This window comes from Paenibacillus sp. PAMC 26794, from assembly GCF_000316035.1.
Classification (GTDB): Bacteria; Bacillota; Bacilli; order Paenibacillales; family Paenibacillaceae; genus Paenibacillus.
Map to the genome: position 1 here is coordinate 47,430 of NZ_ANHX01000062.1, position 18,496 is coordinate 65,925.

Here is an 18,496-nt window from a genome sequence, read left to right on the forward strand (position 1 = left end):
ATTCATGAAGTCTTGATTTCTTGATTCATCGTAAGCCTGCTGAGGATCGGCAGACGTATCACATGCACGCAACAAGCCGATATCATCCGATCATCATCCCATGAAACCAGCATGACCCGATCATCTGGCCTAATGATACCCCGCTCTAGCTTATCTGCCAGCTGTATCCATACATCCCCGCTCTGATAATCGGTTCGTGGTACGCAGATGGTCTTAGAAGGAGAAATATGCAAAACAGAACTGCCATTGAGACGTAATCCCAGTCTCGACTGAAGAATGACGTGCTCAGCTGCATGACCATCCATCCATTCACGGATCATGCCGAGTACCTCGGATGCAAAAGCCGTGGCTTCATCCGATCTGATGATTCGTTTTCCCGCATAATGTACCTGCAACGCTCCTTGACCCAGACCTGACTCAAGCGCAACCGCCATGTCTCCCAGATCACCCTTAGGTTCGGATGGTTGACCATATCCAATCTGTCCATCGTCATGGAGAATTCGCTGTTCCACCAGCACAATCGCAGTTCGTTCGTTAGGAAGCATACTCCAAAGAGCGACCTGAATGGCCTCGGTGCCTGCGAGCGCACCCATATGGGTAATACCAAGTGGATGATTAACTCGCCACGGCGCCGTTTCAAGCATTCTGGCAAGCGGAGCATTCAATGCATGACGCTCGGGACAGGTCTGGGCAAGAATCAACCAATCCCAATTTGACTTCGTACACAACTGCTCCAGCACCTTAAGCGCAAGATCACCGGCTGTCACCCGTGTCCCATCTGCCATGAGGGAGCGAGTCAGCGTTCCCACGCGACCATAATAGTGATCCTCCATGTATATGTGCGGCGATACGTAAACATAATCATCCGGTGTTGGCCAATCCAGTGTATACAGATGATCCTCTGCAGTAAGCCAGCAAATATGATCCACATAGATTGGTGCGCCAATATCACCATGAAGTGAATCAGACATGCTGCATCTTCCCGTTGGCATACGCCTGAAAAACGTTTATCTTCTGAATGGACGTTGTGCCTTCCATGAACTCAAAGGCCCTTGCATCGCGATACCATTTGTTCAGCAGAGGATGCTCCAGTAAGGAACCTGGCCCCATCATCTCCAGTGCCCATTCCGTCGCTTCCTCGGCAACTGACGCAGCCCGTATTTTACTGAGGGAAGCCAGATATCCCTTATTCGCATCATGGTCAATCTCTGCTGCTGCATTCCGAATCATGCTGCGCAGCGCATGCAGACGCATCTCCAGTCGCTCCAGTTCTGTCTTTTCGCGTTCTGTAAAGATCGTTCTGTTCTCTACAACATAATCATATGCAGCCTGTGCAACACCAAGCGCCAAAGCCGCCACGCTAGGGCGCATCCGGTGGAATGTACGCAGTGCTCCCCACAGTCCACGCTTGGTTGGGCTTAGGTGACGACCCAGAATATCTTTCTCTTCCAGTGGGAAGGCCTCGAATTGCAGATGGCTGAGTTGCAGACCGCGAAGCCCCATCGTGTCCAGCGGGGTTGCTGTGAAACCCGGCAGGGAAGGATCAACTATAGCCACCTGAATGCCCAGAGGCGTACGATTGGTCTGGGCAAATACCAGTCCAATACTCGCCCGGTGTCCGTTCCCAATGTAGAATTTGTGTCCGGTTAGCTCCATTCCCCCATCCGGATGTCGCGTAATCCGCGTGCTGATCTCGGTTGCATCCGAACCCTTCTCCGGCTCTGACAAGGCAAAAACTGCCCAGGCCGGACCTTTCAGAAAGTGGCTATAGAAGCGCTCCTTCTGTTCCTCATCGCCCAAGTCAATCATGACGATGCTGGACATGGAAGGACCAGGTCCTCCCAGAAAAACCCCCGCATCTCCTGCGGACAACTGCTCGATCGTAATGACTCTTTCCAGCGAAGAGAGTCCATAATATCGATCCTGACCTATAGTTACAATCGGCTGACCGCCATACTCCGGGGGAATCATCATATGATTGATGGCCTGCAGGGCAGACGTGTGCAAGAACTCGGTGAGCCGGTCTGGCTCCCGGTCGATAATCAAGCCGATCTGACGAAGCTCCGCAGCATACTGCTTCATCACTTGCTCGAAAATCGCAATCGTAGATGGAGTAATCATCAATATCCCTCCCTAGCTGGCAACAGCATGTTCTTCACCAGTTGACCTGCATATGTATATGCAGATACGCCATGTCTCAAAAAACCGAAACCGCCGCCAAGGCGTTGAATCTGTCTGAAGGCTTCGTCCAATTCCTGATGTATCCACGCATGAACCCGGACCAATGGAAGACCGGGATTTGCTGAGAGGAAGCGGTCTTCAGGCAACGTTTCCGCCATGTAGAGCGTTGTCAGGATGTCAGCGACCATGCCTTTCACGAGCTGGTGCTGAAACGTGGATTGCCCGCCCGATATTCGCACCGATAAATGCCTGCGAACCTGCTCCAATCCAGCCTTGCACAGCTCTACGCGGAACTCAAGCAGGCGTGTTCTCAGCTCATTCGAGGTCACTTTCTCGCCTGATATCTCAGCCTTCTCACCCTCATTCGACTGTACCCGGTATAACAGTAGTCCGGAGGGCTCCAGCATCCGATCCTGTACATGAACGGCATGTAGTTGGTTCCAACGATACAGCCCAGCTGATTCTTCATGCCAAAGTAAAGCATCTTGTTCCATGAGATGAGCGGTCGCGAGCACGTATGGACCTGTTGCCAAAAGCACTGGACGATTGTTCACCAGCAAGGTTTTTGCCTCCAACATTTCCGATATCGGAGCAACGGGGTTGCCTGCTGCCTTTGATCCGACGGGCTTTGCATCTGGGCCCTGGAATTCAATAACGTGCATTGTCATTCCTCCTGTTCATTCTTCTTCGCATCCTCCATGCTCCACCAGTGCAAAACCAAAAAAACTGCCGAGCCCGATACTGACCATGATGGAGCGCCCCTTCCTGCACACCCAGTCCTGCTCCAATCCCGAACTCAGGTTAATGAACGGATCGGTGGAAAAGGTATGTCCGATTCGCTGAATGTTATCCAGATATATCCGTTCAAGTCCAACTCCCGTACGTCGCGAGAATTCCTTCCAGGTAGTCCAGTTCACATTATGGGGAAAAATATGATCCACATCTTCGAAACTCAGGCCTTGCGTTGACAGCAGCTCTTCCATCCCTTGAATGATATGGTCCACATACAATCGGTTAAATGCCGAGATCTCATCGGCGGTTGCATGATAACCAGTATGGAACCGGGTATCTCGCAGCACATGCGCCGCCTGAACGACATGCTGACAACTCTCTCTGCTCAATAGAACAGCTACGGCAGAATCACCCAGAATGGCCGATTTGCGCAGATAGCGCCATTCGGGAGGCAAAAAATTGAATTGATCCGCACAGATCAACAACACATTCCGAATGTGAGGCTGCGTTTGCGAGATTCGCTCAAGCCATTGAAGAGCGGCTATCGACGATGCACAGTTCATTTGGGATATGCCATAGAACGGTACATGTTCCAGCCCGAAGCGCTGGAGGACACGCTGCACAAGCCTGTAATCGCTCGGTGTCTGCACCTGGAAGGAATGGACATAGAGAACAAGGTCGATTCCGGAAAAGGCAGGTTTGGTCTGGAGCCGTTCCACAGCCTGTGCGATCGTATCGTCAAGCATCTGGCCCGATTCCGTTACAGGCACACCTTCCAGGCGGTGGTACTTGCGCAGAAACTGAAGCTCGCCTTTCCCAAGCTCCAGAGCAGCCAGCACCTCTTCCGGCTGCTGAATCTGTTCAGGCAAATAGACGCCAATATCCACAATACCAAACCCCAATGTTCTCCCTCCTTCTGCGATTAGTGTCCATCCATACTCCATTCACAAGTTCGGATCAGCAAGGCGTGAATAAACGAATCCGTCTGCTCCAGATGCATAAGACATATGTACTCGCCCCCGTCCTTCTCTTCCAGTAACTCCTGTAATGCGAAGAATGGCGCTGCACTCCAGCGCGATGGATCATAATAACTCTTCGATCCACATTCCCTGTACCAGGCAGCCTGATTGCACAGCTGCTCCAGATCAGGATGGATGAGCAGGTTAATCTGATTCTGGTGAATGGATGCCTGGGCACATAATCGATCCAATACCATTTCCGCAGTATCGACTACGGAATGCTCGGCATGTCGCATCTCTACACCAAGCAGGGAAGGTCCTACGCCTGTCATCCGATCAAGGTATATTGCTGCAGCCGTGTCCGGCCCAGGCGGTGAAACAAGTTCCATCGTTTCATAGGGGAGAGCCGTCTGGTCCATAACCAGCAGCATGCCTTTCATGTAACCTTCTCTGCCCAGATAATGCTGAAGCATGTGGAGCGCCGCAAAAGGAGCACCAAAACCAAGATCATTTACAGCAAAACTGATAAAACGGGCCTGATAACGATCCATCAAATAATTCACAATCGATATATCCGGGCGGGTATTCGGAAAATTGTATGCCAGCAGCAACACATCCACATCCTGCATGACCCGATCAAGTCCCGTCTCCTCCAGCAATTCCACACTCATCTCGTGATAGGCATTGTTGTTACGCCCCTGCAAAAGTTGAACATCGTACTTGATCGGAGTACCCGCGAGCATATCCTGATGAAATCGCAGCAGTTCTGGATGATCAAACGGAGGCTTCTTCTCCGAGAACAGCCTGACTCCCATCTCCCGTATGGCAACAGGCGAAGCCATCAGGCCGCAATGAGTTGCTTCTCAATATAGGCAGCCAGGGAGCCTACCGTATCAAATACATCGGGCTCCAGATCATCCGGGTCAATCTCCAGACCTTCAATCCGGTCTTCCAGCGTCATCAGCAGTTCCAGAACCGAGGTCGAATCCAGATAGAGTTCGTCAAATAAAGATGTGCTTAATTGAATATCCTGTCTGGCTTCCGTATTTAACACTTCAGCAAGGGCACCCTTGATCTCTTCAAGCAATACTGCAGTCGTCATGATCATCATCTCTCCTCATCAATTGGTTATTGCCGTGTGGGACACTTGAATCAAACGTTGCTTGGACAGTAGATCCTGCGGAGTATCTCGCTCACGGATCAAGTGAGCCTCCCCAGCGACAATCAGCACTTCCGCCGGACTTCCATGGCTCAAAAAGTGTGTGGGAGAAGCCGTTGGTCCGTAGGCTCCCGAATGAAAAACACCGATTAGATCGCCCCGTTCAACAGGAGGAAGCAATACCCGTTTTCCAACAACATCATTCGGCGTACATAAGGGACCCGTAATATTGTATTCGGCTACAGGGGACTCACCATAACGCGTCAGGGAGGCAATCGGAAAGTTACGCTTCACGTAAGAACCTGTTCCCACCGCCGCCATATGGCAGTTCGTTCCACCATCGGTTACAACAAAGTGCTCTCCATACGATTGCTTGACGTATAGGGCTCGACTGACCAACATACCGCAGGTGCCTACCAGATATCGCCCAAGCTCCATGAACAGCCGGGTGTTGGCATGACTATTCCGAAACGATTCGAACATTGGATTCAACTGTTCTGTCAGTGTGGCTATGGATAGGAACTGTTCGCCTTCATGGTAGGGCACGCCCAATCCCCCGCCTACATCGACCATACGCAGCGTGATATCCAGCTCGTTCTCGATTCGATCAGCCAATTCCAGAATATGACGGGTATTCTGAACAATCGGCTCTACATCCAACATGCGGGTTCCCATGTACACGTGAAGTCCCATAATCTCCACATGGGAGAAGCTCTCCAACTGCTCTTTCCCCTGAAGCACACTTTGCTCATCCATACCAAACTGACGTGGTTTGCCACCCATAGTCAGCCTGGAGCCTTTAACAGAAAAGGAAGGATTCACTCGCAGCGCCACCGGCACAATTCGTCCCTCACTTGCGGCGATAATCTCAATGCGCTCCAGCTCCTGAAACGATTCACACACGATTGCATATATGCCCAGACGTATGCATGCCGTAATCTCGTCATCGTTTTTTCCGGGTCCAAGGAAAATAATGCTTTCTGGCGCTACTCCAGCCTGTACAGCCGTATGTAATTCGGCCAGGGAACACACCTCTGCCCGTGCTCCCATCTCCCGAAGCATGTGTACGATCGAAATATTGGGATTGGCCTTCAATGAATAGAACAGCTCCACTTGAGGCGTAAGCAATCCCCGAAGCTCCTGATACACCTGCTGCAACACATCCCCGTCATATACATACAGCGGGGTACCGAATCTCTCGGCGATGTCCGAAACAGGCAACTGCTGAATCTGATATTCCTTAGACACTCACATCACCTCGTTAATGGAAGATAGGACGGCTTCTATCGCTTCGTCGATCACTCCCAGCCGTTCAGGGGAGGACGCAATAATCACGCCATACAGACGTCCGGAGAACAAGGTCCCCTCACTTCTGAATGCCGCATTGACTGTGGCAAAATTATTGATCAATAATCCTTCGCCACGTTCCGGTTCGAACATCAACGTACCCAACCGGGAACGGAGTACTCCGTATTCCAGCAGGTGATTGAGCCGGAGCGTATATTTTTTTGCCAGTCCACATTGATCTTCGGGCAACCATTGATGCTCAATGTTGGTCTGGTAGGTAGACATATTAAACCTGGCATTAATCTCAAGATTGGGCCAGATTGTACCGTCCTCGTCCAAAATGGCGTCCATGCCGGCAATGCCATAATATCCATCTCGATAAAGAGCTGCTCCAATCCGTATGGCCGCTTCGCGAATGACCTCAAGTTGAACATCGTTGAGCCGCGAAGGCATGAGATGCCCTTGATGCACGCCTTGCTCTACCAACGATTCCTTTACGCCGAGAAACTCAACTCCACCGGATCGATCGATGAGAATCTGATAATTCAGGTCACAGATTTTATCAATCCATTGCTCAAGCACGTAGTTGATTTGCCGAATTCCCTTTTTGCTTGCCTGTTTCTCCAGCATACTCATGCATTTGTGGAACCTGGCTTCATCGGCAATGACCATAATTCCCTTACCTGACACACCCATGGAATCCTTCAGCACAAGCCGTCCACCCTGCTCTAGCACGGCCTTCAACTGATCGAAACCGGACACCAGTTCATCCAAAGACGTGCATTCAACGCCTGGGATCTGACGAATACCCAGCTCTGCGTTGAGACGGCGGGAATACCCCTTGTCATTGACCTTGCGGAAGATATCTGAAGACGGAACAGCTAGCGGAATTCCGGTCAGCCGTGAGAATTCCTCTTCCTGATCCGAGGTACCAAAGGGAACCAGATAAGCATTTGTTCCAGCAGCCTGTGACAGCTCTCGCAGCTTGTCCACAGTTCTTGGACAATGCAGAAGATTCGCGGTAATATTCATCGCCGGATCATTGTGCTCCACCGTTATGCATCCGGAGCGGCCAAACCCAAGAGCCTGCGCATCTGCCATGAATTCCTGATTCGGCATATCCTTGAGCAGGATGATATCTTTCTCTCCGGCGAGGAAAACACCCAGTTCCTCCATCCGATTAACAACGTCCGCAGCCGAGCCTATGCTTAAGGAAGGCAGCTTGAGAATGCCCGAATCACTCCAGTACTCCTCCACTTCAAAATTGTTCAGATAGACAAAAGTAACATCATGCTGGCCCGTTAACGCCCACTTGAGCCTGCTCGAAAAATCCGTCAATACGGTGGTCACGGCCATCCCCTCCTATTCCTGCATATTGCATCACTGCTACGCTGAATGTAACCCCAAGTCCGACCGTAACAAGCAGATAATATTCCTCTGGTTGCAACAGCTTCTGCTCCAGAATGGCTTGCAGATTAATAAATGGGTCCGAACAGAAGCAATGTCCGATCTCCTGCACGTTGGACGTATATATGCGTTCAAGGGGATAGGATAAACGGATAGCCACCTTCTTCCACGAGGATAGATTCACATTGTGTGGGACGATGTATCGAATATCCTGCAACGTCAGGCCCGCCTGCTCCACGGCTGCAACAATGGCTTCACATAACCGAGGCGTGTAGATTTCCTGAAACTCCCTTAGAATCTGCGGGGTTCCCGTTAGTACATTACAGAATTGGCCCAGGGTAACACTCGTGAGTCCGACGACACGACTTCCGTTGCCCTTGTTGCCCACCAGCACGGCGGCTGATGCCTCTCCCATCACGGTGGTATTGGGGATCAATTGCACAACGGGACTAAATGTTTTTTCACCTGTCAAAATTAAAATATGATCATCCGCTTCCAATGAAGGCAGCAATGTCTCGGCAACGTTCAGGGCGATTAAGCCCGATGCACAGTTCTGCTGCGTAAGCGAAAACGCGATGGCATGCTGCAACCCGTAAGTCCGTTTCAGGACTTGCAAAACTTTCATAGGAAAGGGGAAATTTTCCTGAATTGTGTGGCAATAAATGATATACTTGATCGAGTTAGGAGCTACCTCAGGGTTATTCACCACCTGGGTTAATACACGCCCAAGCAACGAAGCCAGATCTCCATCCCTGTCTTGCCGAACCTGTTTCAAACCATGAATTTTTTCCAGTACCTTTGTCTGGGCATTATTGAGTCCCAGCACCTCGTTCAGTTCCCTGATCGGCACAATGTGTTCCGGAATGTAAGACCATATTTGCTTGATATGCATCGGCTTCAGACACCTCGTTATCACTAACGTACGAATCTCACTGAAATATAGGGAGATAAAGAGCTTCCGCAGAAGCTCTCATCTATGAATCTAGCGTAACGCAATAAGTAAGTAGGAAAAATCAGGCACGAGCCGCCGCTGCTGCACGAGCTGCTACAGCACGAGCCGCTACAGCACGGGCTTCAACTGCGCGAGCGGATACCGCGCGTGCACTGACTTCACGTGCCTCGCCCAGTACATTCGCTTCCAATTGTGCTGCTTCAACTTCTTTACGCTTCAGTTGCTCCAGTGTAATGGGAGTCGCTTTAATGACCATTCATATCTCCTCCTTTCATCTTGGATACTCTGATTCTATAATCTCCCAAATTGGATTTAAACTGTAAATGGAGGTAAATGAACCTCTCACTCTCCTTACCCCTGCTTCTGCACGTTCGATAGACCCAACATACCAATCAGATCTCCATTCCAATCAAACTATATCAAGGGACGGTGAACGATCATGCTCGGACTCAAAATCCGGCAAATCCGGGAGCAGCTTGGACTGTCTCAGAAACAACTGGCAGGTGAGGATATGACGCGTTCTTACATCAGCCTTATCGAAAAAGGCAGGGCCGTTCCATCGCAGCGTATGTTGAAAATCATTGCCAGAAGGCTCAATACACCCATGGAGTTTTTTTTGGGAGGAAGTGCATCGACAGATACGGATATTGGTGAAGCTGTATTGGACAAGGCCAAAGCCTATTATGCCGAGCAGAATGATTCTGCCTGTATCCGCATAGCCCATAAAGTGCTGACATTGACGGAGGATACATCGGCTCAGTCTGAAGCCTACCTGCTCATTTTGCGAAGTCACAACAGACTTGGGGATTATCGACAAGCCTTGGATGAAGGGGAAACTGCAGCATTTACGGTCATTCGAACGGGTGACAGGGAACGTATTGTTGAATATTATCTTGAAATGGGGAGAGCGGCTTTTCATGCAGAGCTGTTTCATGCTGCCCGTAAACATTACGAACAGGCGTATACGTACAGCAGCAGACTCAAACATCTACAGGAAGAACACATCCATTCGCTGACCTTTCTTGGCACAACCCATTTAAGGCTGGGCAATGTGAATGAGGGGTTGAACTACTATCTCAAAGCGGAGAAGGAAGCCCAGATGGCCGGACAACCGGAACTGTATGGCGAGATTACGCTGGGTTTGGGCAAAGCCTATTATATGTCCGAACAGGACGGACACATGCTGTTAAGTTATGACTGGACCAAGAGATCCGTACAGGCCTATAAACAGGCGAGCAGCGAATCCTACGTTCTGGCACTTCACAACCTCGCCGTGATCCAGCTTCATATGGGGCAAAAAAAAGAAGCCCTCCCCTTGCTGGATGAATGCGCACGAATTTACGATAAACGCAATCTTCCCCATAAGAAGGCTTCCATATTGGAGGAAATCAGTAAAATTTATCTGGAGCAACGCGAGCCAGAACAGGCAGAGGCCATCATCAAAGAAGCCCTTCAACTGCTGGATCAGCAAGATGAAGGGATGCTTCGTGCCAAACTGTATCGCTTGCTTGGTATTGTATTTCATGAGAAAAACAACAGCAATGAAGGTTATTATTTTCTAAGAATGAGTCACGATCTGCTTAAACGCATCTCTGCAAACCGCGAGGCTGACATCAGCCAACAACTTCTTCTGCTAAGCCTTCAGGATCGTAAAATGAACTACGACGACTATAAGTCATTGATCAAATAAAGCGGATGCGTTCTTCATCTAACAACTGAGGACACGGGAAAACAAAATGATGGAGTTCAGGGTCTCTTCAACAGAGGCCTTAATTCCGGGAATACATGGTGACAAGGCATAGGATCATCTTAAACCGCTCATCGAGTAGGAACAGGATCATTCAGATCAAGCAGCGTTTCCGTAGATACGGCATGTTTTTGTCCCTGCTGACCACTAAACTTAGCCGATCCTGCATATGCCTCCGAAACATGAAGCTGTCCTGCAATAAAAGGTAGAAGCATGATAGTAACCATGCAGAGTTCACTTGCCGTTGTAACGAATTTGCTTCCTTTACTCTCCATGCTCATCTCTCCTCATGTTTATAATTGGGCAGCATAATCCACCATCGATTCCTGGCAACCTAAGACGTATTTTACGGATAATCGCAATGACTTTAAACACGTTAATCCCCATTTACCTCCACTTGCACAACCATTTCACGGATAAAAGGTCATATGAGCTTTGTCTTCGCGATAATAATCAAGCCTTTGCTTCATCGTACCTGTATGCAGTTCGAACAGATGACCATCCGGATCGGTAAAATATACAGATGCTGCATCCCGCGGATCTCTTGGCCTTCCGGGAAGAATGTCCGCCCCAGCTGCTCGCAGCTGCTGCACAGACGCATCGAACTCCTCTTCTGTAACGGTAAATGCAATATGGGTATAGGTTCGTTCCGTATAGTTGCGAATAACATCCTCCTGATTCAGGGCAATCCACAGACCGGCAAGCTCAAAATAAGCCAGTTTGCGTCCTTTCACCTGAATTCGGGCACCGAGAGCCTGCTCATAAAAGGTAATGGCACGCTCCAGATTGGATACGGAAAAGCACAAATGATTGATTCCTTGAATATTCATGTGGCTCCTGACACCTCCATTGATTTGAGGACCTATCCTTATTATGGTATATTTTGCGCAAAAAACAACCGATCTACTGCCTCCCCTCGAACCTTCTTCTGGGCGAATGCATAGTTTATCCGTATCAATGAACGCTCGAGGAGGATGTTTAGCATATGAACCCTGTCTATCCTTTTTATGGTGAGAAAACGGTGTGCAAGGAGCAAAAGCTCGCATTCCCACCCCAGCATCAGGACCAGCAACCGGGTCTGGAAACCCTGATGGTGCCTGAACCAATCAGTGAAGATCCTGCCTATATCGGCAGCTGCAAACTCCAAGGCAAAGTTGCCATTATTACGGGTGGTGATAGCGGAATCGGCCGGGCAGCAGCCATCGCTTTTGCCAAGGAAGGTGCGGATATCGTCATCGCTTATCTATATGAACGGACAGATGCCGAAAGGACTCGTGAACGGATCGAAGAACTGGGACAGCGCTGTCTGTTAATCGAGATTGACCTCCGCTTAAAGAAAAACTGCGAAGCCGTCATTCGCACAACCATGGAAACCTACGGGAAGATCGATGTTCTGGTCAACAATCATGGCGTACAGTATGTGCAGCCAAGCATCGTTGATATTACAGAAGAACAGCTGTATCACACCTTTCAGACAAATGTGTTCGCCTATTTCTTTCTGATCCAGGCCGCGCTGCCGCATCTATGCAAAGGTGCCTCCATTATCAATACAGCTTCCATTACAGCTTATAAAGGCAACATCCAACTGATCGACTACTCTTCTACCAAAGGAGCCGTCGTATCGCTGACTCGTGTACTCTCCCAATCGCTCGCTGCACAGGGAATCCGTGTGAATTCCGTCGCCCCGGGACCCATCTGGACACCGCTCATCCCTGCCAGTTTCTCCGCTGAGGATGTACAGGTATTTGGAACAGATACGCCCATGGGTCGAGCTGGTCAGCCTTACGAACTGGCGGCAGCCTACGTTTATCTCGCTTCCCGCGATTCATCCTACGTCACAGGTGAATGTATTCATGTAAATGGCGGCGATATGGTAACGACTTAGGCTGATGTCAGGTTGGATTTGGCAGGTGTGGCAGGATATCGGTTGTCCAGTTGCGAAGAGGGTTAGGAGTATGATCCGGTTATACCGGAACCTGACATCTAGCGACAAGGAGCTGAACAACCTGATGAACTTCGATCCACTCTACCAACCGTATCCCTCTTACCGTGTGCCCGTGTATGCGAAACAAGGCATGGTCGCCACATCTCAGCCGCTGGCTGCACAAGCCGGTCTGGATGTTTTGAAAAAAGGCGGCAACGCCATTGATGCCGCCATTGCAACTGCGGCAGCACTCACGGTGCTGGAGCCTACGTCCAATGGCATTGGAGGCGATGCTTTTGCCCTCGTCTGGACCGAGGGCAAACTGCATGGCCTGAATGCCAGCGGCCCTGCGCCTCAGGGCATATCCATTGAGGCGCTTCAAGCGGCAGGCTATACGGAGATGCCGAAGCTTGGGGTTGTTCCGGTGACGGTACCTGGCGCACCGGCGGGGTGGGCTGAGCTGAGCCGCCGTTTCGGGCGGCTCACGCTGGCGGAAGCGCTGGAACCGGCCATCCGCTATGCGGAGGAAGGTTACCCGCTTGCGCCTGGGCTGGCCCGCCACTGGGCAAGGGCAGCCGAGATCTATGCACGCCAGGGTGATGCGAAGGCAGGGCGTGCGTGGTTTGAGACATTTGCTCCAGGCGGGCGTGTTCCCGCAGCTGGAGAGATGTGGCGCTCGCCGGATCACGCGGCGACTTTGCGCCAGATTGGCGAGAGCGAAGCGCGAGACTTTTACGAAGGAGAACTGGCGGAACACATTCATTCCTTTATGGCAGAGCACGGTGGTTATCTGACTCACGAAGATCTGAAGGCTTTCCAGCCGGAGTGGGTTGATCCCATCTCCGTCTCCTATCGTGGTTACGATGTATGGGAGATCCCGCCGAATGGACAAGGACTGATTGCTCTGGCGGCGCTTAATCTGCTGAAAGGATATGAATTTGAAGAGAAAGAATCTGTTCAGGCGTATCATCAGCAGCTCGAAGCCATGAAGCTGGCATTTGCCGATGGGGAGAGAAATATTACCGAAGAACGCAAAATGGGCGTGACCGTAGAGGAACTGCTGTCCGAGCCCTACGCGGCAGAACGGCGCAAACTCATTGGTGATACCGCACGTGCACCTGAGGCAGGCGATCCACGAGCAAGTGGAACGGTTTATCTGGCTACAGCGGATGGTGAAGGCAACATGGTTTCCTTTATCCAGAGTAACTATATGGGCTTCGGGTCTGGATTGGTTGTTCCGGGGACAGGCATTGCTCTGCAAAACCGCGGACATAATTTCTCACTGGACCCGAATCATGCAAATGCCCTGGAGCCGGGCAAACGGACGTATCACACGATCATTCCAGGGTTCCTCACCCGCGGCAGCGAAGCGGTCGGGCCATTCGGTGTCATGGGTGGTTTCATGCAGCCGCAAGGTCATGTGCAGGTGGTCATGAATACGGTCGATTATCACCTGAACCCACAGGCCGCCTTGGATTCTCCGCGCTGGCAATGGACGAAGGACAAAACCATTCTCGTGGAACCGGGTTTCCCGCAGCATATCGCTCAGGCACTCGCCCGCAAAGGACATGATATTCAAGTGGCACTCGATCCATCCCAGTTTGGACGCGGTCAGATCATCTGGCGCAACCCGGACAATGGCGTATTATGCGGGGGTACGGAAACCCGAGCCGACGGCTCGATTGCGGCTTGGTAAAACTCGCGTAATTTTTATAATAGGACTCTATTCTATGGCACAAGAGAGATGATTCATGTCATCTCTCTTGTGCCTTTTTCCGACTTCTAACATCAGTAAACAACATATTGTAGATATTTATGTACCCTTTTAACCAGAGAAATGTAAAAATAATGTGTAATTCATGAAAAATATTTATTTTTTCGTAAATTTTCACTACATACCATAAATCACAGTGCCTTTCTGACCGATATAGATAAAGGGAAATCCTCACCATACGTGTCATCATATACACGTCATTCCCTGGAGCTAAGGAACCATGCAAAACAGAAAAATGCGACTACAGAAATGAGGGTGCCAACACATGAAAACAAACAAGAACAGACGCGCAGGTCTAGGTCTCACCATAATGATGATCCTGACGGTACTGATCCTGGGGGCATGTTCAGCCAACAATACAACAACGGCAACAGACACAAGAACAAAGGTTGGGATCGTGCTTACGGAAGTGGGTCTGGGTGACCGTTCTTTTAATGATGCTGCTTTTGATGGACTGGTTCAGGCCAGAAATGAGAAAAGCATTGTCTTTGACTATCGTGAACCGGGTGACAATGCCGAAGCTGCATTTGAAGAGTTTGCGGAAGCCAAATTTGATCTGATTATCGGCCTGAGTGATGCTGTCCAAGCGGATATGGAGAAAGTTGCAGCCAAATATCCTGACCAGCAGTTCCTCATGATTGACAGTCAGTCCGAACTGCCTAACATTGCCTCCTTTTCATTCCGGGCGGAAGAAGGAAGTTATCTGGCAGGTGTTATTGCCGCTATGGCTTCAACGGAAGATCATGTTGGCTTCCTTGGTGGAATAGAGATACCGGTCCTTCGTAATTTCGAGCAAGGTTTTAAGCAAGGTGTTCTGGCTGTCAAGCCGGATGCAACCGTTGATGCCGTCTACGCAGGGGACTTTGGTAATGCCGATCTGGGTGAACAACTGGCTGCACAGATGATTCAGGAAAAGGGGGCTGACGTGATCTATGTGGCTGCCGGTCTCACAGGCGTGGGCGCACTGACGGAGATTCAGAAATTAGGGAAATACGCCATCGGTGTAGATACCGATCAATTCTTTTTGGCGGAAAAAGCCATTCTGACGTCCATGCTGAAAAATGTAGATGTCTCTATCTATAATGCCGTTAACACGTTTATTCAAAACAATCATACCTTCCCTCAAAAAGAAATCATGGAGGGGCTGGCGGAGAACGCCGTGGGTCTGACTGCTCTACATAATATCACGCTCAGTGATGAACAACAGCAAACCTTCGAAGATCTGAAGGCAAAGATCTCTTCCGGTCAAATCAAAATTACGCTTGATCAATAACCCATCGGATACGAGGAGGTACGCACATGAAACTACAGGGAAAACTGATACTTAATGCTCTAATTTCACTACTTCTATGCCTTGTGCTAGTCGCTTATATTATCATGCAATTGCTCAACATGAATGCCAAAAATCAAAATCTGGTACCAGCCATGCTCAAGGTGAGTGAACTGAACGCCAATCAGATTCAGACCCAGCAGGCGCTGGATGTCTATTCGTTCTCCATGACAGCAGGAAACCAGGACGCCGTGCTTCGCTTGCTGGCTGAAGGCCAAACGATGATTCAGGAGCTTACGGACGGATTGCTCGAAACAGATCAGCAGTTACAACTTATTCAGTCCATCGAGACAAAATTACAAGCTCTCAACCAGGGAGCCACCGAAGCGATGAGCGCGATGAACAGTGCGGAAGCGAAACGTTACAGCACTCGGGTTCGGGGCATACAGAATGATATCTATTCGTTAGATGAGATGACTCGGGATCGTTATGATCAATATACCGTCGATTTGGAACATGACATTCAGCAAACGTGGCAAACCGCTCTGGTAGGAGCCATCGTATTGCTCGTCGCCGTGATGCTGTTTAATATGTATACTTCACGGCAGATCGCCCGACGTATTCGTACGCTGAAAGACGCCGCAGGACAAATTGCAGACGGTGACCTGACCGGACAATTACCGGAATCTCGGGGCAAAGATGAACTCGATGACCTGAGTCGCTCCTTCGGTATCATGATTCATAATATCCGCGGCATTATTCAATCCATTGGTGAAGCGGGTCATCGTGTCGATCTGATGGCGCAAGACATTGACCGCGGCAATGATACGGCCCAAGCGATTGTGCAGCAAGTATCCCGTACCACGGAGGAACTATCGATTGGCAGTCAAAAGATTGCGGAGGATCTGAGTGAAACGGTGATGGTTGTGGACAAAATGCAGTCTACCTTCAATAGCAATCTGGAGGCCACTTCCCAATCGGTGATCGATGGTCGTGAAGTATTAACTACCGTTGAGGAAGGCCATAAGGCTGTAGCGGAGCAACTCCGCCTGGCCGAAGTGAATCGTCTGGCGATGTCCGAGGTGGAACAAACGGTGCGGGAACTGGAAGAAAGCGCGGTTCGAATCACTACGATGACTGCATATGTATCGGAGATTGCCAAACAAACGACCATGCTCTCGTTAAATGCCTCCATAGAGGCTGCTCGCGCTGGAGAAGCCGGACGTGGCTTCGCTGTTGTAGCGGGCGAGGTGAATAAACTCGCCGAACAATCTGCACAATCGGTCAAACATATCTATGCGGCTGTGGGCGAGATCACAACCTCTATGGACAAGGTGAAGAACTCTGTAGCACAAAGCATGCAGTTATTCGGCGAACAGGAACAAGCCACTGGCCAGACTCGCGAATCCTTCTCTGCTATTCGTGATAGTGTGGAGCGCATTAGTACCGGCATCCATCAGCTTGCTGATGACATGCAACAATCCAATGAACTCAGTACACAGGTGCAACAGGCCATCGAAAATATCAGTGCCATCACCGAGCAGTCGGCTGCCAGCAGTGAAGAGATCACCGCCTCCACGTCGGAACAACAACGTTCCTTCGCTGATGCAAGTATCAAGGTGAAGTCATTGCGTGATATCAGCGCAGAGATGCATCAGGAACTGCTGCGATTCCGGCTGTAAGCAGGATGCCGGAGAATTCGGCCCGGACGTAATTCGGATGTCGTTTAGATGCAGATTATAGGCAGATTATAGGTTGGATATAGGCGATCAGGTAGCGTGAACATACAAACAAATAAAGGGGAGCCTCCGTCATGAATCATGACAGGGCTCCCCTTTTCAGTAACTAATCGTTGTTCCATCTAACCATTGTTCCCAAGACACGCGCAAGTCGGTAACCAGACATGAAAGTTGATAACAAGGCATCAGCGTTTCAGATCCAAACGTTTAACGAACCGTGCAAACCTTATCGGGCCACTAATTGCAGATTATAAAATCTAACGAATCCCAGGCACTCTATTCCCTAATTTAGTCCGGTTTTTCAGGTGTTTTATCTAAAAAACATAGAAATAACGTGGATGAGGTTCGTTAGCTTTTGCTCCTCGATGTAAACCGTGGCATAAGGTGTATCAGGTTCGTTAGGCATTGGGCATTGAGTACTGTTCATAGAACAATGGACAATGAGCAACGTGCACTCATCTACTTTTGGTGCGCTGGTTTGTTGAATCACTTGTAGTTTGACGATGATTAGTCATGGTCAGTAGCCAAAATCGCGAGCTTCCTCCACTGCCCCATCCTCACAGTGCGTCGATGATGTCGGTTCAACCTTCCCAATCCCTGCTACGCTTAATAACCGACCGTAAACCGTGATTGGATAAACTGCGGATCGTCCAGTTCGTCCACCAAAGCCGCTGCAAAATCGCCAACCGAAATCGAGCTTTCCCCGATATCATCCGTAATCACACGGTTCATGCCAACCCGGAACTGGCCTGTGCGACGTCCTGTTGTGATTGTCGCAGCAGGGCTCATGTAGGTCCAGTGAATACCCGATGCTTCAATCAGGTCATATGCTTCAGCATGTGCTTTTGCCAGTGGTTTGACTTCTTCCGGGAATCCCGGCGTATCCATCAGCATATCCCCGGAATCGGTTAGCAAGCTTCCCGCTCCACCAACTACAACCAGACGTCCTGCTTTTGCCCGGCGCACACCCTCGATCAACGAACGTGTCACTTCCAGCATCTCTTCTTCTCCACCGAACTTCGGTCCATATGCACTCACAACCACTTCTTGACCCGCTGCAAAATCAGCCACCTGATCCGGGTTAAGCAGATCTCCCTGTTCTACACGCAAACGCTCATGAACCATCTCAACCTTCGAAGGGTCACGCACCACCGCTGTCACTTCATGCCCACGATCCATCAGCTCCCACAGTATCATCTTGCCAATCGCTCCGGTTGCTCCAAAAATGGCTACTTTCATATGAATTCCCTCTTTTCTGTAGATATCATCTTGTCAACTTACCGTTATTTTAATACTTAATCCTATTGTTATATACCTTAAACGGCTCACGCCATCTTAAACCGGATGTGACATCTTGTAAACGTT

General features: G+C 49.9%; 18 protein-coding genes. 5 read left to right on the plus strand and 13 right to left on the minus strand.

Annotation, left to right across the window (positions count from 1 at the left end):
• Positions 1–2 precede the first annotated feature (2 nt).
• From D829_RS0120985 to D829_RS0121030, 10 genes are all read right to left on the minus strand, one after another.
• Complete coding sequence (locus tag D829_RS0120985) at positions 3–971, minus strand: hypothetical protein (protein WP_017690896.1); 969 nt, start codon at positions 969–971, stop codon at positions 3–5.
• On the minus strand, positions 964–2,121 hold the full coding sequence (locus tag D829_RS0120990; protein WP_017690897.1) for an acyl-CoA dehydrogenase family protein: 1,158 nt from the start codon (positions 2,119–2,121) through the stop codon (positions 964–966). Before D829_RS0120990 ends, D829_RS0120985 begins: the two co-directional genes overlap by 8 nt.
• On the minus strand, positions 2,121–2,843 hold the full coding sequence (locus D829_RS0120995; protein WP_017690898.1) for a hypothetical protein: 723 nt from the start codon (positions 2,841–2,843) through the stop codon (positions 2,121–2,123). Before D829_RS0120995 ends, D829_RS0120990 begins: the two co-directional genes overlap by 1 nt.
• Before the next feature lie 15 nt (positions 2,844–2,858).
• A complete protein-coding gene (locus D829_RS0121000) occupies positions 2,859–3,815 on the minus strand; it encodes a 3-oxoacyl-[acyl-carrier-protein] synthase III C-terminal domain-containing protein (protein ID WP_017690899.1) in 957 nt (318 codons plus the stop codon).
• A gap of 20 nt (positions 3,816–3,835) precedes the next feature.
• On the minus strand, positions 3,836–4,714 hold the full coding sequence (locus D829_RS0121005; protein ID WP_017690900.1) for a hypothetical protein: 879 nt from the start codon (positions 4,712–4,714) through the stop codon (positions 3,836–3,838).
• Complete coding sequence (locus tag D829_RS0121010) at positions 4,714–4,974, minus strand: acyl carrier protein (RefSeq protein ID WP_017690901.1); 261 nt, start codon at positions 4,972–4,974, stop codon at positions 4,714–4,716. Before D829_RS0121010 ends, D829_RS0121005 begins: the two co-directional genes overlap by 1 nt.
• A gap of 18 nt (positions 4,975–4,992) precedes the next feature.
• On the minus strand, positions 4,993–6,279 hold the full coding sequence (gene lysA, locus D829_RS0121015) for a diaminopimelate decarboxylase (RefSeq protein ID WP_017690902.1): 1,287 nt from the start codon (positions 6,277–6,279) through the stop codon (positions 4,993–4,995).
• Positions 6,280–7,668 carry an ATP-grasp domain-containing protein gene (locus D829_RS0121020; RefSeq protein ID WP_017690903.1) on the minus strand — a complete coding sequence of 463 codons (1,389 nt, stop codon included), beginning with the start codon at positions 7,666–7,668 and terminating at the stop codon, positions 6,280–6,282.
• A complete protein-coding gene (locus D829_RS31655; RefSeq protein WP_017690904.1) occupies positions 7,607–8,617 on the minus strand; it encodes a 3-oxoacyl-[acyl-carrier-protein] synthase III C-terminal domain-containing protein in 1,011 nt (336 codons plus the stop codon). The genes D829_RS0121020 and D829_RS31655 overlap by 62 nt, the downstream gene beginning before the upstream one ends.
• A 121-nt stretch (positions 8,618–8,738) precedes the next feature.
• Positions 8,739–8,933 carry a hypothetical protein gene (locus D829_RS0121030; RefSeq protein ID WP_017690905.1) on the minus strand — a complete coding sequence of 65 codons (195 nt, stop codon included), beginning with the start codon at positions 8,931–8,933 and terminating at the stop codon, positions 8,739–8,741.
• A 183-nt stretch (positions 8,934–9,116) separates the two neighbouring features.
• Between D829_RS0121030 and D829_RS0121035 the strand changes: the two genes are divergently transcribed.
• Entirely contained in the window at positions 9,117–10,367 is a 1,251-nt protein-coding gene (locus tag D829_RS0121035) for a helix-turn-helix transcriptional regulator (protein ID WP_017690906.1), read from the plus strand.
• 128 nt (positions 10,368–10,495) lie between these two features.
• Here the strand turns inward: D829_RS0121035 and D829_RS0121040 are convergent, their stop codons facing one another.
• Positions 10,496–10,699: a hypothetical protein gene (locus D829_RS0121040; protein ID WP_017690907.1), complete on the minus strand. Its 204-nt coding sequence runs from the start codon at positions 10,697–10,699 to the stop codon at positions 10,496–10,498.
• A gap of 135 nt (positions 10,700–10,834) precedes the next feature.
• On the minus strand, positions 10,835–11,254 hold the full coding sequence (gene fosB / locus D829_RS0121045) for a metallothiol transferase FosB (protein ID WP_017690908.1): 420 nt from the start codon (positions 11,252–11,254) through the stop codon (positions 10,835–10,837).
• A 155-nt stretch (positions 11,255–11,409) separates the two neighbouring features.
• Between fosB and D829_RS0121050 the strand changes: the two genes are divergently transcribed.
• The 4 genes from D829_RS0121050 (at position 11,410) to D829_RS0121065 (ending at position 17,074) form a co-directional block, all read left to right on the plus strand.
• Complete coding sequence (locus D829_RS0121050; RefSeq protein ID WP_017690909.1) at positions 11,410–12,309, plus strand: glucose 1-dehydrogenase; 900 nt, start codon at positions 11,410–11,412, stop codon at positions 12,307–12,309.
• Between the two features lie 124 nt (positions 12,310–12,433).
• The gene (locus tag D829_RS0121055; RefSeq protein WP_026081321.1) at positions 12,434–14,044 is read left to right on the plus strand and encodes a gamma-glutamyltransferase family protein; all 1,611 of its coding nucleotides are present in this window, start codon (positions 12,434–12,436) and stop codon (positions 14,042–14,044) included.
• 343 nt (positions 14,045–14,387) lie between these two features.
• A complete protein-coding gene (locus D829_RS0121060; RefSeq protein ID WP_017690911.1) occupies positions 14,388–15,395 on the plus strand; it encodes a BMP family ABC transporter substrate-binding protein in 1,008 nt (335 codons plus the stop codon).
• 26 nt (positions 15,396–15,421) lie between these two features.
• Positions 15,422–17,074 (plus strand): methyl-accepting chemotaxis protein, encoded by a 1,653-nt coding sequence (locus D829_RS0121065; protein WP_017690912.1) that lies wholly within the window; start codon positions 15,422–15,424, stop codon positions 17,072–17,074.
• Between the two features lie 663 nt (positions 17,075–17,737).
• Here the strand turns inward: D829_RS0121065 and D829_RS0121070 are convergent.
• On the minus strand, positions 17,738–18,370 hold the full coding sequence (locus D829_RS0121070) for an NAD(P)H-binding protein (RefSeq protein WP_017690913.1): 633 nt from the start codon (positions 18,368–18,370) through the stop codon (positions 17,738–17,740).
• Positions 18,371–18,496: the final 126 nt, after the last annotated feature.

Excerpts from the sequence above, each read along its gene's own strand:
- D829_RS0120985 (WP_017690896.1), bottom strand. The coding sequence starts at position 971 with ATGTCTGATTCACTTCATGGTGATATTGGCGCACCAATCTATGTGGAT.
- D829_RS0120990 (WP_017690897.1), bottom strand. The coding sequence starts at position 2,121 with ATGATTACTCCATCTACGATTGCGATTTTCGAGCAAGTGATGAAGCAG.
- D829_RS0120995 (WP_017690898.1), bottom strand. The coding sequence starts at position 2,843 with ATGCACGTTATTGAATTCCAGGGCCCAGATGCAAAGCCCGTCGGATCA.
- D829_RS0121005 (WP_017690900.1), bottom strand. The coding sequence starts at position 4,714 with ATGGCTTCGCCTGTTGCCATACGGGAGATGGGAGTCAGGCTGTTCTCG.
- D829_RS0121010 (WP_017690901.1), bottom strand. The coding sequence starts at position 4,974 with ATGACGACTGCAGTATTGCTTGAAGAGATCAAGGGTGCCCTTGCTGAA.
- D829_RS31655 (WP_017690904.1), bottom strand. The coding sequence starts at position 8,617 with ATGCATATCAAGCAAATATGGTCTTACATTCCGGAACACATTGTGCCG.
- D829_RS0121030 (WP_017690905.1), bottom strand. The coding sequence starts at position 8,933 with ATGGTCATTAAAGCGACTCCCATTACACTGGAGCAACTGAAGCGTAAA.
- D829_RS0121035 (WP_017690906.1), top strand. The coding sequence starts at position 9,117 with ATGCTCGGACTCAAAATCCGGCAAATCCGGGAGCAGCTTGGACTGTCT.
- D829_RS0121040 (WP_017690907.1), bottom strand. The coding sequence starts at position 10,699 with ATGGAGAGTAAAGGAAGCAAATTCGTTACAACGGCAAGTGAACTCTGC.
- fosB (WP_017690908.1), bottom strand. The coding sequence starts at position 11,254 with ATGAATATTCAAGGAATCAATCATTTGTGCTTTTCCGTATCCAATCTG.
- D829_RS0121050 (WP_017690909.1), top strand. The coding sequence starts at position 11,410 with ATGAACCCTGTCTATCCTTTTTATGGTGAGAAAACGGTGTGCAAGGAG.
- D829_RS0121055 (WP_026081321.1), top strand. The coding sequence starts at position 12,434 with ATGAACTTCGATCCACTCTACCAACCGTATCCCTCTTACCGTGTGCCC.
- D829_RS0121060 (WP_017690911.1), top strand. The coding sequence starts at position 14,388 with ATGAAAACAAACAAGAACAGACGCGCAGGTCTAGGTCTCACCATAATG.
- D829_RS0121065 (WP_017690912.1), top strand. The coding sequence starts at position 15,422 with ATGAAACTACAGGGAAAACTGATACTTAATGCTCTAATTTCACTACTT.
- D829_RS0121070 (WP_017690913.1), bottom strand. The coding sequence starts at position 18,370 with ATGAAAGTAGCCATTTTTGGAGCAACCGGAGCGATTGGCAAGATGATA.